The 15,846-nt window shown below is 68.3% G+C and carries 12 protein-coding genes; 9 read left to right on the forward strand and 3 right to left on the reverse strand.

Annotated features, from left to right (window positions below; genetic code table 11):
• Positions 1-2: 2 nt before the first annotated feature.
• From A1D30_RS00805 to A1D30_RS00815, 3 genes are all read right to left on the reverse strand, one after another.
• Complete coding sequence (locus A1D30_RS00805) at positions 3-521, reverse strand: TRAP transporter small permease (RefSeq protein ID WP_063458920.1); 519 nt, start codon at positions 519-521, stop codon at positions 3-5.
• Between the two features lie 88 nt (positions 522-609).
• The gene (locus A1D30_RS00810) at positions 610-1,599 is read right to left on the reverse strand and encodes a TRAP transporter substrate-binding protein (protein WP_063458921.1); all 990 of its coding nucleotides are present in this window, start codon (positions 1,597-1,599) and stop codon (positions 610-612) included.
• 64 nt (positions 1,600-1,663) lie between these two features.
• A complete protein-coding gene (locus A1D30_RS00815; protein WP_063458922.1) occupies positions 1,664-2,482 on the reverse strand; it encodes an NAD(P)-dependent oxidoreductase in 819 nt (272 codons plus the stop codon).
• A 125-nt stretch (positions 2,483-2,607) separates the two neighbouring features.
• Here A1D30_RS00815 and A1D30_RS00820 point away from each other — a divergent pair, with 125 nt between their 5' ends.
• The 9 genes from A1D30_RS00820 (at position 2,608) to A1D30_RS00860 (ending at position 15,829) form a co-directional block, all read left to right on the forward strand.
• A complete protein-coding gene (locus A1D30_RS00820; protein ID WP_063458923.1) occupies positions 2,608-3,336 on the forward strand; it encodes a FadR/GntR family transcriptional regulator in 729 nt (242 codons plus the stop codon).
• A 293-nt stretch (positions 3,337-3,629) separates the two neighbouring features.
• The gene (locus A1D30_RS00825) at positions 3,630-5,069 is read left to right on the forward strand and encodes an aldehyde dehydrogenase family protein (RefSeq protein WP_063458924.1); all 1,440 of its coding nucleotides are present in this window, start codon (positions 3,630-3,632) and stop codon (positions 5,067-5,069) included.
• Between the two features lie 160 nt (positions 5,070-5,229).
• Positions 5,230-6,573, forward strand: a complete 1,344-nt coding sequence (locus A1D30_RS00830) for an SWIM zinc finger family protein (protein WP_063459159.1) — start codon at positions 5,230-5,232, stop codon at positions 6,571-6,573.
• On the forward strand, positions 6,570-8,141 hold the full coding sequence (locus A1D30_RS00835; protein ID WP_131798397.1) for a DUF5691 domain-containing protein: 1,572 nt from the start codon (positions 6,570-6,572) through the stop codon (positions 8,139-8,141). Before A1D30_RS00830 ends, A1D30_RS00835 begins: the two co-directional genes overlap by 4 nt.
• Positions 8,138-9,229, forward strand: coding sequence for an AAA family ATPase (locus A1D30_RS00840; protein ID WP_063458926.1), 1,092 nt, complete (start codon positions 8,138-8,140; stop codon positions 9,227-9,229). The genes A1D30_RS00835 and A1D30_RS00840 overlap by 4 nt, the downstream gene beginning before the upstream one ends.
• Positions 9,230-9,251: 22 nt before the next feature.
• The gene (locus tag A1D30_RS00845; protein WP_063458927.1) at positions 9,252-11,618 is read left to right on the forward strand and encodes a DUF5682 family protein; all 2,367 of its coding nucleotides are present in this window, start codon (positions 9,252-9,254) and stop codon (positions 11,616-11,618) included.
• A complete protein-coding gene (locus tag A1D30_RS00850) occupies positions 11,615-12,856 on the forward strand; it encodes a VWA domain-containing protein (RefSeq protein ID WP_063458928.1) in 1,242 nt (413 codons plus the stop codon). The genes A1D30_RS00845 and A1D30_RS00850 overlap by 4 nt, the downstream gene beginning before the upstream one ends.
• A 246-nt stretch (positions 12,857-13,102) precedes the next feature.
• Positions 13,103-13,462 carry a DUF2946 family protein gene (locus A1D30_RS00855; RefSeq protein WP_063458929.1) on the forward strand — a complete coding sequence of 120 codons (360 nt, stop codon included), beginning with the start codon at positions 13,103-13,105 and terminating at the stop codon, positions 13,460-13,462.
• 141 nt (positions 13,463-13,603) lie between these two features.
• Positions 13,604-15,829 (forward strand): TonB-dependent receptor, encoded by a 2,226-nt coding sequence (locus tag A1D30_RS00860; RefSeq protein WP_063458930.1) that lies wholly within the window; start codon positions 13,604-13,606, stop codon positions 15,827-15,829.
• The last annotated feature ends 17 nt before the right edge of the window (positions 15,830-15,846 follow it).

The raw sequence follows: 15,846 nt of genomic DNA on the forward strand, positions 1-15,846 counted from the left end.
GATCAGGCGCCTTCCGTCAGTTCTTCAAAACGCACGATGCGCCGGTGGTTCTGTGGCCCGAAGACCATCTTCTCCAGCACGAACAGCAGCGTGACGGCCGCGCCGATGGGCAGCGATGCATAGGTGGCGCCCACAGGCAACCAGGGCAGCTCGGCAATGCCCTGTCCCCAGGTCTCGATGCACAGGTTGGTGCCGTACCAGGCCACAAAACCGCAGATGACCAACATCAGCACATCCACCAACACCGCCAGCAGCCGCTGCAGCGGGGCGGGCAATTTTTCGGTGAGCATGTTGACGGCAATGTGGCCGCCCGCACGGTAGGCCGCCGCAGCGCCGATGAAGGTGAACACCATCATCAGCAGGATGGCAATGGGTTCGGGCCACTGCGACCCAGTGCCCATCACGTAGCGGCTGAACACGCCCCACGGGATGATCAGCGACATGAAGAAGATGGCCGTGCCGGCGGCCCAGATGGTGGCCAGGTACAGGCGGTCCATCCAGCGCAAGAAGGGGTGGTCCATACAAGTGGGTCCAGGAGAGTTCCAGGGGACAAAGAAAAAGACGCAGACGCCCACCAGAAGCTTTGCCTGCGCAAGACTGGAGCGGTGCTTACTTCACCGCTTCGATGCGCTTCATCAGGTCCGCATAGTTGGCGCCGTACTTGGCGCGCACGGGGGCCGTGGCGTCATAGAAAGCCTTGGTGTCCACGTTGATGAACTCCACGCCCGCTGCCTTGAGCTTGGCGGTGTAGTCCTCCACGCTCTTGTCCCACAGGGCGCGCTGCTCCAGCTGCGCCTCGCGGCCAAACTTCTTGAGCAGGGCCTGGTCGTCCTTGCTGAGCTTGTCCCATGTGACCTTCGACACCACCAGCAGTTCGGGAATGATCAGGTGGTTGGTCTGCGTGTAGAACTTGGCGCCCGTGCTGTAGTGGTTGCTGGTGAAGAAGCTGGGCGCATTGTTTTCAGCGCCATCCACCACGCCGGTCTGCAGGGCAGTGAACACTTCGCCATAACCCATCGAGATGCCGTTGCCCCCCATGGCGTTCATGGTGTCCACAAACAGCGGGTTGCCCATCATGCGCACCTTCTGGCCCTTGAGGTCGGCGGGGCTGCGCACCGGCTTCTTGGTGTACAGGCTGCGCGAGCCTCCATCCATCCAGCCAATGGCCACCAGCTTGGCAGGCGATGCGCTGATCTTGGCCAGCAGCTCGTCTCCAATCGCGCCGTCGATCACCGCACGCATATGGTCCTGGCTGCGGAACACGAAGGGCATGTTGAACACGTTCACCTCAGGCACCACCGTGCCCACCGGGCCGAGCGAGGTGCGCAGGATGTTGATGGCGCCGAACTGCGTCTGCTCGATCATTTCCTTCTCGCCGCCCAGCACGCCACCGGGGAAGGTCTGGATCTTCAGGCGGCCATTGGTGGCCGCGTCGAGCTTCTTGCCCATGTTCTCCACCGCCACCACGTTGGGGTAACCAGCGGGGTGCACGTCGGCCGCCTTCAGCACCATGGACTGGGCCCGGGCGGCAACGGGAAGCATTGCCATCGCGGCCACAGCGGCGGCGCAGGCAGTCAGCAGGGATCGGCGAAAGGTCATGGTTTGTCTCCGGTGGAATGGTTTTTGAGAGATGCGGAATGGACGGGAATCCCGGCGCCGGGGGTCATTCGAAAGGGCCGGTGTGCACGAACGGACCGCCCTGGTAGATCACAGCGGGGTCGGTCAGGTCGGGGTGCGGATCGGCGACTTCGACCTTGGCGCGGAAGGGCTCGGAGCTGTCCTCTGGCCGGTAGCCGATGTGACGCGCCAGGGTGTTGTCCCACCAGGTGGTGGTGTTGTCGCCCATGCCATAAATGATGCTGTGGCCCACCACGGGCGCGGTGAGGCTGGCGACCACCAGGCGCTCCAGGTCGTCGTAGCTCATCCAGGTAGCGAGCATGCGGCGGTTGCGCGGCTCGGGGAAGGAAGAGCCAATGCGCAGGCAGACGGTTTCGATGCCGTAGCGGTCGAAGTAAAAGCGCGAGAGGTCCTCGCCAAACGCCTTGGAGACGCCGTAGAGCCCATCGGGGCGCGCCGGGTCGCGCAGGCCGACCACCTCGTCCTGGCGATAAAAACCCGTCACATGGTTGGAGCTGGCAAACACCACCCGTTTAACGCCTTGCTTGCGCGCCGCTTCATACAAGTTGTAGACGCCGACGATGTTGGCCTGCAGGATGGGTTCCCAGGGCTGCTCGGTGGACACGCCCCCGAGGTGCACCACGGCATCGACGCCCTCCAGCAGGCCGAGCACAGCGCCGGCATCTTCAAGGCGTGCGGGGCGCAGTTCCTCTCCTGCACCTTCATCGCCCAGGTTCGCGATGTCCGACAGGCGCAAGGTGGTGCAGTAGGCCTTCAGCCGGGTGCGCAGCTCCTGGCCCAGGCCTCCGGCAGCTCCGGTCAGCAGCAGGCGTTGAAAGCGAAGAGGCGTCGGGTGGCAAGGCATGGCGGTTACAAAGGCAGAGGTTCTTGGTACAGTGGAAGCACATTTGTTGAACGTCATCAGTTGTCGTACAACGAAATGCAATGTACTGCTTCTGCCCCCGGCGCCCCATAGGGATAACACCAAGAATGACCATTGACACCACCCTTCGCCGCAAGCCCCGCACCCTGGCCCTGGAGCTGGTGGAGTCCCTCGGAGACCGCATCCGGGACGGCCGCCTGGCACTGGGCGACAAGCTGCCCACCGAGGCGGCCATCATGGCCGAGTTCAGCGTCAGCCGCACCGTGGTGCGCGAGGCGATCTCCAAGCTGCAGGCCTCGGGTCTGGTGGAAACGCGGCACGGCATCGGCACCTTTGTGCTGGGGCTGGGCCAGGCACCTGGCTTCAAGATCACGCCCGACCAGTTCAGCACCCTGCGCGATGTGATTGCCGTCCTGGAGCTGCGTATTGGAGTGGAAACTGAAGCCGCCGCGCTGGCCGCGCAGCGCCGCACCGAGGCCAATCTGAAGGCCATGCGCGAGGCGCTGGACGCCGTGGCAGCCGCCGTGGATGCAGGCCGCGACGCGGTGGCGGCGGACTTCCAGTTCCACCTGGAAATCGCACGTGCCACGCAGAACAGCCACTTCGCCGAGCTGATGGGCACGCTGGGCAGCATGATCATCCCGCGCGCGCGTTTGGCGGCCATGGATTCGGCCAACGATGAGCGCAGGCAGTACCTGCGGCGCGTCAATGGCGAACACGAAAGCATCTACGACGCCATCGTGGGCCAGGACCCGGACGCCGCCCGCGCCGCCATGCGCACCCACCTGGCCAACAGCCGCGAGCGTCGGCGCCGTGCGCAGGCAGAAGCCGGCTGAGCATGAACGGCCCGCAGCGGCAACACCCCAGATGCCACCAGCCTAGCGCCCACCCCGCACTGCGGGACGGGTGCACAGGCAGTGGTCCCATGAGTAGTTACCCGCAGGCGCTCTCGACCATTTATGTTGTACGATGACATACAACAAAATCACTCCTGCCCGGCATGCGCCACGCACTGAGGCACTGACTGGGGTTGCTGGCGCCATGGCACCCCACCCTGCGCGCCGGGTGCGCCTTGGCGCGCTACGGGCTTTGTTCTGATTTCTTCAACCCACCACACACCACCACAGCCATGCATGCAAACCTGATTGGCGGCGCCTGGACCGACGGCGTCCGCACCTACCAGAACACCAACCCCTCTGACACGCGCGACGTGATTGGCGACTACGCCGTGGCCAGCCGCGAGCAGGCGCTGGACGCCGTGGCCGCCGCGCACGCGGCCTTCCCGGCATGGAGCCTCTCCACGCCCCAGCAGCGCTTCGACATCCTGGACGCCGTGGGCAACGAGATCATCGCCCGCAAGGCCGAGCTGGGCGACCTGCTGGCCCGCGAGGAAGGCAAGACCCTGCCCGAAGCGATTGGCGAAGTGGGCCGTGCGGCCGCCATCTTCAAGTTCTTCGCTGGCGAGGCGCTGCGCCCCGGCGGTGAGGTGATGCCTTCGGTGCGCCCTGGCGTGGGCATCGAGATCACGCGCGAGCCGCTGGGCACCATCGGCATCATCACGCCGTGGAACTTCCCCATCGCTATTCCCGCGTGGAAAATCGCGCCCGCGCTGGCCTACGGCAATTGCGTGGTGTTCAAGCCTGCTGAAGTGGTGCCCGGTTCCGCCTGGGCTTTGGCCGACATCCTGCACCGCGCGGGCTTGCCAGCGGGCGTGTTCAACCTGGTGATGGGCCGGGGTTCGGACGTAGGCGCCGTGCTGCTCGAAGACGAGCGCATTGCGGGCGTGAGCTTCACCGGCTCGGTGGGCACCGGCCAGCGTGTGGCCGCAGCCTGCGTGCCGCGCGGTGCCAAGGTGCAGCTCGAAATGGGCGGTAAAAACCCGTTTGTGGTGCTGGACGATGCGGACCTGAACGTGGCCGTGGGCGCGGCCATCAACAGCGGCTTCTTCTCCACCGGCCAGCGCTGCACCGCCAGCAGCCGCGTGATCGTGACCGAAGGCATCCATGACCGCTTCGTGGCCGCCATGGTCGAAAAGATGAAGACCCTGAAGGTGGACGACGCCCGCAAGGCCGGCACCGACATCGGCCCCGTGGTGGACGACCGCCAGCTGGCGCAGGACCTGGAATACATCGGCATCGGCCAGCAGGAAGGCGCCAAGCTCGCCTACGGCGGCGAAGCGCTGGAGAAGAACGCCGACGGCGCCCCGGGCTTTTACCTGCGCCCTGCCCTGTTCACCGAAACCACGCCCGGCATGCGCATCAACCGCGAAGAAATCTTCGGCCCCGTGGTCAGCGTGTTGCGCGCCAAGAACTACGAAGAAGCGCTGGCCCTGGCCAACGACACGCCCTTTGGCCTGGCCAGCGGCATCGCCACCACCAGCCTCAAGCACGCCACGCACTTCAAGCGCCACGCGCAAGCCGGCATGGTGATGGTGAACCTGCCCACGGCGGGCGTGGATTACCACGTGCCCTTCGGCGGCCGCAAGAGCAGCAGCTACGGCCCGCGCGAGCAGGGGCGCTACGCGGCCGAGTTCTACACCACGGTGAAGACCGCGTACACGCAGGCATAGCCCTGCAGCGCGCTTGCGGGAGGCGTGGCACCGGGCTCCCGCAATTGAAACAGAGTGCATCAACCCGCGCCTACCCCCCGCGCCCAACGCCTGCCCCCGCTTATGATCCGCCGCGCTTTGCCAAAGCGCACGACACAACAACGGGGAGATGGGTGGTGGTATGGCTCTGACACTGGAGGCGGTGGCCGCACTGGCGCCTGACGACGCCTCGGCCAAAGCGGCCAAAGGACTGACATCGGCCGCCAAATGGCCCACCCTGGGTGCCAACGACCAGACCGTCTGGGGCGAATGCCAGGGCAGCGGCTCCAAGCCCTACCAGACGCAGGTAGACCTGTCGGGCCCCGCATTCAAATGCTCCTGCCCCAGCCGCAAGTTCCCCTGCAAACATGGGCTGGCACTGTTGATGCTGCAGGCCCAGAGCCCCACCCTGTTCACCGCCACCGAGGCCCCCGCCTGGGTGGCCGAATGGGTCGCATCGCGCTCTGAAAAAGCCCAGAAAAAGGAAGAGCGCCAGGCAGAAAAAGCCACCGCCCCTGTAGACGAACAGGCGCAAGCCCGCCGCGAAGCCCAGCGCTGGCAACGCATCGAAAACGCTGCAGAAGAGCTGCAACGCTGGCTGGGCGACCAGATGCGCCAGGGCCTGGGCGCCCTCACCAACGAGGTGCTGCAGACCTGGCACACCATGGCCGCGCGCATGGTGGACGCCCAGGCCCCCGGCTTGGCCCAGCGTGTGCGCGCAGCCACACAGGGCGTGCGCCAGGGCGAGGACTGGCCCGAGCGCACCCTGCACCGCCTGGGCCTGCTGCAACTGGCCTGCGAGGCATTGCAACGCCGCAGCAGCCTCTCGCCAGAACTGCAGGCTGAGCTGCGGGCCGTGGCGGGTTGGCCGCTGGACAAGGCCGAGGTGCTGGCCAGCGGCGAACAAGTAGAAGATGCCTGGACCGTGCTCGGCTGCGCCCAGGAAGAGCGCGACGACAAACTCATCGAACGGCGCGTATGGCTGCACGGCCACCGCAGCGGGCGCCGCGCCTGGCTGTGGGACCACGCCTTTGGCGGCAAAGGGTTTGAGCAGGCCTGGATACCCGGCACCTGCGTGAACGCCACCTTGGCCTACTTCCCCGGCACCACCGGGCTGCGCGCGCAGCCCGTCAATGTGCACGGCGCCCCCACGGAGCCCCAGTGGCCCCAGAGCACCGCTGCGGACGAATGGGGTGCCATGGCACGCCGCGCCGCCGCCAGCCCCTGGGTGGGCTGGCACCCGCTGGTGCTGCCCGATGCCGTGTTGCAGCCCCTGGGCGCGCAGCCCGGCCTGCGCTGCGCAGACCGCTGGCTGCCGCTGCAGATGCCCGGCGACGACCTCTGGGTGCTGAACGCCGTGTCGGGCGGGAACCCGATCACGGTGGCGGGGGAATGGGATGGGCAGACCTTCGCCCCTCTCACCGCATGGCACCCGCACCCGCCCCAACCATCCGCCGCCCCCGCGTGGCAAAGGAGCCAGGCATGAGCAACGCTGTCCACTGGGCGGCCCTGCTGCCTGCCGCCATGGTCGGCACCGACCGCCAGCCCCTGGCGGCCACATCCCCGCTGCCTGGCCCGGTGGGTGCGCTGCTGAACGACACGCTCGCCCAGACCCCGGACAGCGCCACAGCCCTGCTGCGCGCTGCGGGCATCGTGGCCACCTGCAGCCTGGCGGGAGGCAACGGGCTGCACACCGGCGATGCGCCACCGGCCGCCGCAGCCCCGGACCAGCGCCCACCACTGCATGCCGGGCCTCTGATGGCCCTGCTGCCATGGGTGGTGGCAGAAGGCCCCCCTCGGCTGCACCAGGCCGTGTTTCAGGGCCTGGACCACGCTGGCCTGCAACTGCCGCCCCGCTTTTTGCCAGCGGCTTTGGAGCTGGGCCGCCGCTCGGTCGCCCTGCGCCCCTGGCTGGCCCCGGTGCTGGGCGAGCGCGGCCGCTGGCTGGCTGCGCAGCGTGACGAGTGGCGCTATGCCACTGGCGCCAGCGACACCGCGCCGCCAGAAACACTGTGGAGCGAGGGCAACCTGGAGCAGCGCAAGGCCTTCTTGCACGCCGAGCGCACCCACAGCCCCGACGCCGCCCGCCAGCGCCTGAGCGACACCCTGGCCGAGCTGCCCGCCCGCGAGCGGGCCGAGCTGACCGCCGTGCTGGCCCAAGGCCTGGGCCCGGCCGACGAGCCCCTGCTGGACCGCCTGCGGCAAGACCGCAGCCGCGAAGTGCGCAGTGCCGCGCTGGCCCTGCTGCTGCGCCTGCCCGACGCGGCATTCACCCAGCGCGCCTGCGCCCGCATCGCCGCGCTGCTCAAACATGAACGCGCCCTGCTGCGCAAGCGCTGGACCATCGACGCCCCCACTGCCCTGCCCGCCGATGCCAAGGCCGACCAGTTGGACACGCCCCGCCCCCAGCACGATGCCCTCGGCGAACGCGCTTGGTGGCTGTACCAGTGCGTGGGCCAGGTGCCGCTGGCCTGGTGGGAGCAGCACATGGATGTGAGCCCCGCCGACCTGTTGGCCTGGGCCCAGACCACCGAATGGGCCAAGGCCCTGCTGCGTGGCTGGCGCGATGTGCTGCTCAGCACCGCCAACCCGGCGTGGTGCCATGCCTTTCTGCAGGCACCCGCCGCCGCACGGCAGTTGAACGACACCGACACCCTGGTGGCCCTGCTGCCCCGCGCCGACCGCGAAGCCTGGTGGCAGCAGCAGCTCCAGCACGGCGCGGCCACGCACCTGGGCCACTTCGCATCGCAGATGCTCACCGGCTGCCCGGCAGGGGAGACCTTGTCACAGCCGCTGTCCCTGGCGCTTGCCAGCCTGCTGCGCGAGCGCGCTCAGCACAACACGCTGGCCGATGACTACGGCCTGCGCCACCTGCTGGGCGAGCTGCTGTGCATCCTGCACCCCGACGCGCTGCACCTGCTGGACCCGTGGCCCCGCCACGCCGACGAAACCCCTTCATTTGCCGCCATCGCGCACGGGCTGACCCAGGTCATCGCCACGCAGCGCGCGCTGGTGCACCTTTCCATCCACTCTTCTTCCACTGCCACACCATGAGCCCAACCGCCACCTCCGTGATGCGCCAGCACGCCGAACAACAGTTCGCCGAAGAGCTGGCCGAGCTGAAAAAGGCCGACCAGCGCCAGCGGCCCGAGAACTGGGCCCTGTCGCCCTGGGCCGTGGTGCAGTACCTGATGGGGGCCACACTGGACAACGGCTTCCAGGTGAGCGCCAAGTACATCGGCAGCCCCCGCCTGATGGAAATTGCCGTGGCCACCTTGGCCACCGACCGGGGTCTGCTGCTGTACGGCGTGCCCGGCACCGCCAAGTCGTGGGTGTCCGAGCATTTGTCCGCTGCCATCAGCGGCGACTCCACTTTGCTGATCCAGGGCACCGCAGGCACCAGCGAAGAACAACTGCGCTACGGCTGGAACTACGCGCAGCTGCTGGCCAACGGCCCGTCGGAACAGGCCCTGGTGCCCAGCCCGCTGATGCAGGCCATGCGTGCGGGCAAGATCGCCCGGGTCGAGGAACTCACCCGCATCCCCGCCGATGTGCAGGACAGCCTGATCACCGTGCTGTCGGAAAAAACCCTGCCCATCCCGGAGCTGGGCAGCGAGGTGCAGGCCGTGCGCGGTTTCAGCGTGATTGCCACGGCCAACAACCGCGACAAGGGCGTGAACGAGCTGTCGGCCGCACTCAAGCGCCGCTTCAACACCGTGGTGCTGCCCGTGCCCGGCAATGAGGACGACGAGGTGGCCATCGTGGTCAAACGCGTTTCGGAAATGGGCCGCGCGCTGCAGCTGCCCGCCGAGCCCCCGGCGCTCAAGGAAGTGCGCCGCATCGTGCAGATCTTCCGCGAGCTGCGCAGCGGCAAGACCGAGGACGGCAAGACACAGATCAAATCGCCCACGGCCACGCTGTCCACGGCCGAGGCCATCTCGGTCATCAACAACGGCATGGCGCTGGCCGGGCATTTTGGCGACGGCGTGCTGCGGCCGCTGGACATGGCCTCGGGCCTGATCGGCGCCGTGGTGAAGGACCCGGTGCAGGACCAGGTGGTGTGGAACGAATACCTGGAAACCGTGGTGAAGGAACGCGCCGAGTGGAAGGACCTGTACCGCGCCTTCCGCGAGCTGGCTTGAACGCATTGCTGCCCGCGAGCCGATGAGCGAACCCCACTACTTTGGCGTGCGCCACCACGGGCCCGGCTGCGCGCGCAGCCTGGTGCGCGCGTTCGAGGCGCTGCAGCCCGACTGCGTGCTGATCGAAGGCCCGCCCGAAGGCGACAGCCTGCTGCCGCTGGTCGTCCACGCCGGCATGCAGCCGCCCGTGGCGCTGCTCAGCCACGCACCCGACGACACCGGCCTGGCCGTGTACCACCCGTTTGCCGTGTTCTCGCCCGAATGGCAGGCCGCACGGTGGGCCGTTCATGCCGAGGTGCCCGTGCGCTTTATCGACCTGCCCGTGGCCCACGGCCTGGCCCTGGAAAAGGCCCGGCGCGAAACACTGCAGGCAGAGGATGCCGAAGCCAGCGGTGTGGGAGAAACGCCGGAAGCCACGACGCCGCCCACCGCCGCCGACAACACCACCGATAGTGCCGCAGACATTGCCGCCGACGACACCAGCGCAGACACCACCGAAGCCCCCCACCCCAGCCCCGACGGCGACCCGCTCACCTGGCTGGCCCAGGCCGCAGGCTATGCCGACGGCGAAGCCTGGTGGAACCACATGGTGGAAGAGCGCGGCGACGGCGAAGAACTGTTTGCCGCCATTGCCGAGGCCATGCTGGCGCTGCGCGCCGAATGGGGCGAGGAGCGCCACCGCAGCCCCGAGCACGCGCGGCGCGAAGCCCTGCGCGAGGCGCACATGCGCCAGTGCATCCGCGCGGCGCAGAAGGAAGGCTTTGAGCGCATCGCCGTGGTCTGCGGCGCATGGCACCTGGGCGGCCTGCAGGGCAGCAAGACCACGGCCAAGGCTGACCAGGCGCTGCTCAAAGGCCTGCCCAAGCTCAAGGTGCAAAGTACCTGGGTGCCCTGGACCTACCGGCACCTGGCCAGCGCCAGCGGCTACGGTGCGGGCATCGACGCGCCCGGCTGGTACGAACACCTGTGGCTCAGCCACGAAAGCCGCCAGCCCCGTGCCGTGGGCTGGCTGGCGCGTGTGGCGCGGCTGATGCGCGAGCGCGACCTGGACTGCTCCAGCGCCCACCTGATCGAGGCCACCCGGCTGGCCGATGCACTGGCCGCGCTGCGCCAGCGCCCTGCCCCCGGGCTGGAAGAACTGCACGAGGCCAGCCGCACCGTGCTGACCATGGGCGACGAATCGGTGCTGCGCTTTATCGAAGACGCTCTGGTCATCGGCGACCGCCTGGGCGCCGTGCCGCCCGATGTGCCCACCGTGCCCCTGCAGCGCGATGTGGAGCAGGCGCAGAAAAGCCTGCGCCTCAAGCCCGAGGCCACGCACAAAACGCTGGACCTGGACCTGCGCAGCGCCAACGACCTGGCCCGCAGCCACCTGCTGCACCGCCTGAACCTGCTGGACGTGCCCTGGGGCACGCTGGCTAAGGTGGGCCGCTCATCGCGCGGCACCTTCCATGAGGTGTGGAACCTACAGTGGCAGCCCGAGTTTGTGCTGCGCCTCATCGAGGCCAGCCAGTGGGGCCAGACGCTGGCCCAGGCCGCCACGGCGCGCGCCATCGACCACAGCCAGCGGGCGGACCACCTGGCCGAACTCTCGCAGCTGGTGGACCGTGTGCTGCTGGCCGACCTGGCCCCGGCCGTGGCCGCCGTCACGCACGCGCTAGAGGGCCGCGCCGCCCTCACCGGCGATGCGCTGCAGCTGCTGGCGGCCCTGCCGCCGCTGAGTAATGTGTTCCGCTACGGCAACGTGCGCCAGACCGATGCCGCCCAGGTGGGCCATGTGCTCGACAGCCTGATCGTGCGCGCCGCCATCAGCCTGCCACTGGCCTGCAGCGCGCTGGACGACAACGCCGCCGAAGCCCTGCGCGAAAAGCTGCTGGCTGCCCACGCCGCCGTGGGCCTGCGCCAGGGAGCCGAGCAAACCGAAGCCTGGCAGCGTGCCCTGGTGCAACTGGCGCGGCAGACCAGCGCGCACGAGTTGCTGCAGGGCGTGGCCGTGCGCCTGCTGCTGGACGAGGGCGCCTGGTCGGCCGACGAGGTGGCCAGCGCCCTGTCGCTGCACCTGTCGGCTGGCGCCGAGCCCGCGCGTGCCGCCGCGTGGCTGGATGGTTTTCTGAACCGCAACGCCGTGGTGCTGCTGCACGACGCCCAGGTGTGGCGCCTGGTGGACCAGTGGCTGGCCGGGCTGAACGAGGAGCACTTTGTGCGCGTGCTACCCCTGGTGCGCCGCACCTTCAGCGCCTTCGGCCCCAGCGAGCGGCGCGACCTGGCGCAGCGCACCAGCCAAGGCGCCCGCGCCGCGCCCACCGCCACGGCCCGCCCCACCTGGGACGAGGCCCACGCGGCCCTGCCCATCCCGCTGCTGCGCGACATCCTGGGACTGACTGCATGACTGCCGATTCCACCGATACCGACACCGCCAACGACACTGACACGGCCCCTATCGCCGCACCGCTTTCGCAAGAAGACCGCCTGCGCCGCTGGCGCCTGGTGCTGGGCAGCGAGGCCGCCACCCACTGCGGCGCCCTGACCGGCCGCGCGGCCGAGCTGGACCAGGCCCTGGCGGCGCTGTACGAAGCCGACGGCCCCGGCGGCCTGCAAGCCCGCGAGCGGCGCGGCGGGCGGGGCGGCTCGTCGCCCAGCGTGGCGCGCTGGCTGGGCGACATCCGCAAATACTTTCCCAGCTCGGTGGTGCAGGTGCTGCAGCGCGACGCCATGGAGCGCCTGAACCTGCGCGACATGCTGCTGCAGCCCGAGATGCTGGAGAGCGTGCAGCCCGACGTGCACCTGGTCGCCAACCTGATGGCGCTGTCGCACGTCATCCCTGCGGGCACCAAGGACACCGCGCGCATGGTGGTGCGCCGCGTGGTGGACGACCTGATGAAGCGGCTGGAAGACCCCATGCGCTCGGCCGTGAGCGGCGCGCTGGACCGCAGCCAGCGCAACCGCCGCCCGCGCCACGCCGAGATCGACTGGAACCGCACCATCCGCGCCAACCTGCGCCACTGGCAGCCCGACCTGCGCACCGTGGTGCCCGAAACCCTGGTGGGCTTTGGCCGCAAGGCGCGCCGCCCCCAGCGCGAGGTGGTGCTGTGCATCGACCAGAGCGGCTCCATGGCCAACTCGGTGGTCTATGCCAGCATCTTTGGCGCCGTGCTGGCCAGCCTGCCCGCCGTGGCCACCAAGCTGGTGGTGTTCGACACCGCCATCGTGGACCTGACGGAGCAGCTGGACGACCCGGTGGACGTGCTCTTTGGCGTGCAGCTGGGCGGCGGCACCGACATCAACGGCGCCGTGGGCTACTGCCAGTCACTCATCAAGGAGCCGCGCAACACTATCTTCGTGCTGATCTCCGACCTGTACGAAGGCGGCGTGGAAGCCAACCTGCTGCGCCGCGCGGCCGAGCTGGTGGACAGCGGCGTGCAGTTCATCACCCTGCTAGCCTTGAGCGACGAAGGTGCCCCCGCCTACGACCACGCCCTGGCCGCCAAGCTGGCCGCGCTGGGCGTGCCCTCGTTCGCCTGCACACCCGACGCCTTCCCCCAGCTCATGGCCGCCGCCATCCGCCGCGACGACATCAACGCCTGGGCAGCTACCCAGGGCCTGGTGACCAGCGCAAAGGCGCGGTGAAGCCGGGCGGAGCGCGCTGAGGCGCGGTGGGGTGATGCGATGCAATGCGCCGGTGCACGCGCACCCCGTGCGCCCACTGCCACCATGCGCCCTGCGAACCAGCGGCGCGGTGCATGTGCCGGAGAAATTCAAGCCAAATCGGCCTTCTCCGCGCTCCCATCATGCCCAAACAGCTATCATTTTTGAAGCATTCATCACCCCACGGAAGGGCAAAGCCACCACCAGGGCAAGGTATCATCGCGCCCCATGACCGCCCCCCAACGAACCTTTGCTGCGCTGCGCCTGTGGGTGCTGGCATGGTTCGTGGCATCGATGGGGGTGGCGATTGCATCGCCGCTGGTGAACCCGCAATCCTTTGAAGTGATCTGCTCGGGCACCGGCGCCATCAAGCTGCTGGTGCAGACCGACGATGGCACGGTGGAGATGGGCGCCATGGGCATGGACTGCCCCTTGTGCTCCACCGCCAGCGCCCCGCCACCGACACCGGTGGCCGCCGTGCTGCCACCCCACCCCCTGGCCCATGCGCTGCAGCCCGTCGAGGCCGCCCGCATCGCGGCCGCCACAGCCGCTCCACTGCCCGCACGCGGGCCGCCATCCCGCTCTTGATCTGAAGCCTGTTCGCAGCCCCTGAAACCTGGTGGGCGGGCGCTGCGCGTTTCCTTTTTCCGTGGCTTTCCAGACGGCGTCGCCCTGCGTGTTCTCCACGCGGGCCTGGCTGCGCTGTCGCTTCAAGACAAGAGCGTTTTCATGTCCCGTATCTCCTCTGCCTCGCGCAGCGCTGCGGCTTTCCCGCGCCTGCCTCTTTCTCCTCTCTGCATCGGTGTACTCGCCACCTGCGCGCTGGCCTCGGTGCCAGCCCACGCACAGACCCCCACCGCGCCCACACTCAAGGCCGTGGATGTAGTGGACTCCGCCGCATCGCCCAATGGCAAGCTCAGCCTGGACACGCCAGTGGACACCGGCAGCCGCCTGGGTCTGACGGCGCGCGAGAACCCCGCCTCCGTCACCGTGGTGGACCGCGCCACCATCGACGCACGCGGCGCGCAGGACACGCAAGAAATCCTGCGCGCCGTGCCGGGCGTGGTGGCGCACAACGCGCCGGGCTCGATGGCCGCCCACTACCGGGGCTTCACCAGCAACTCGGTGGCGCAGCTCTACAACGGCATCAACCCGCAGTACGGCAGCGCCACGCGCGCGGTCGATAGCTGGATCTACGACCGCGTCGAAGCCATCGGCGGTGCGTCGAGCTTCTTGTTCGGCTCGGGCGGCGTGGGCGGCTCCATCAACTACATCACCAAGACGGCCGAGCGCAGTGACTTTGCCGAGGGCCAGCTGCGCCTGGGCTCCTACGACCTGAAGGAAGTGTCCGTGGGCCTGAACCGCCGCATAGCGGGCGGCGACGGCACTGCAGGCCCCGCGCACTACGCGCGCATCGACTTCAACCACCGCAACGCGGGCAGCTGGACCGAGGGCACGCAAACACAGTCCACGCAGCTCGCCACGTCGCTGCTGTCGGACCTGGGCGGCGGCTTCAGCCACACGCTGGCCTACGAATACCAAAAGGACCATGTGGACCGCCCCTACTGGGGCACGCCGGTGCTGAACCCCGCCGTGGGCGCACTGCATATCGACCCGGCCACGCGCTTCAAGAACTACAACAGCGCCGATGGCATGTACGAGCACCGCGTGCAGTGGCTGCGCTCGGTGGCGCAATGGCGCGCGTCCGATGCGCTGCAGCTCAAGAACACGTTCTATGTGTACGACGCGCTGCGCGACTACCGCAATGTCGAGACCTACACCTTCAACGCGAGCAACACGGCCGTCACCCGCACGGCGCCCTATCTGCAACGCCACGACCAGACGCTGGTGGGCGACCGGCTGGAGGGCACCTACCAAGGCCAGCTCGCAGGCCGAAAGAGCGACTGGGCCTTTGGCCTGGACGTGAGCGTGAACAAGCAGACGCGTTTCCCGTTCGGCCCCTCGGTCACCGTGAGCACGGTCAACCCCTACAACTTCTCCACCGAGAACTTCTTCGCAATTCCCGGCATGTCGCCCGTCCTGAACCCGGACAAGGACAACAAGATCACCAATACCGCGCTGTACCTGGAAAACCGCACGCTGGTCGCGTCCGGGGTAAACCTCGTCACCGCACTGCGCCACGAGCGCATCGAGCTGGACCTGGTCAACCGCCGTGCGGTGACGGCCACATCACCCGCCACCTTCAGCCGCAGCTACCACCCCACCACCGGCCGCCTGGGCGTGGTGTGGGAGATTGCGCCCGGCGCCAACCTGTATGCGCAGGCCTCCAACGCGGCCGACCCGCCATCGGGTTCGCTGGCCTCGGCCTCGTTTGCCGATGTGCGCAACAACAGCGAACTGACCACGGGCCGCCAGGTCGAGGTGGGCAGCAAGTTCGACTTCTGGGACGGCAAGGGCAGCGCCACGGTAGCGGCCTTTGAAATCCGCCGCAAGAACATCGCCTCGCAAGACCCGTCCAACCCCAACCTCACGGTGCTGGTGGGCGAGCAGTCGTCCAAGGGCATTGAGCTGTCGGCAGGCATCCGCCCCACGCCGCAGTGGCAACTGCAGGGCAACCTGTCACTGATCCGCGCGCGGTATGAAAACTTTGTGCAGGGCGGTGTCTCGCGCGCGGGCAATGTGCCGCAACTGGTGCCGCAACTGGTGCCGCAGCAGGTCGCCAACCTGTGGGCGTCGTACGCGATCACGCCCACCGTCACCGCCAGCGCGGGCGTGCGCCATGTAGGCAAGGTCTATGGCAATGCGGCCAACACCAAGTTCTGGCCGTCGTACACGCTGCTGGACCTGGGCCTGGCGTGGAAGGTCAACAAGACCACCACCCTGACGGGCCGCGTGCGCAACGCCACCGACCGCATCTACGCGGCCGAGACACGCGACCAGGTCTACCTGGGTGCACCGCGCACGCTGGACGTGACGCTGCACACCGCGTTCTGACCCAAGCGGAGCAACAG

It is taken from the genome of Acidovorax sp. GW101-3H11, assembly GCF_001633105.1.
Classification (GTDB): domain Bacteria; phylum Pseudomonadota; class Gammaproteobacteria; order Burkholderiales; family Burkholderiaceae_C; genus Acidovorax.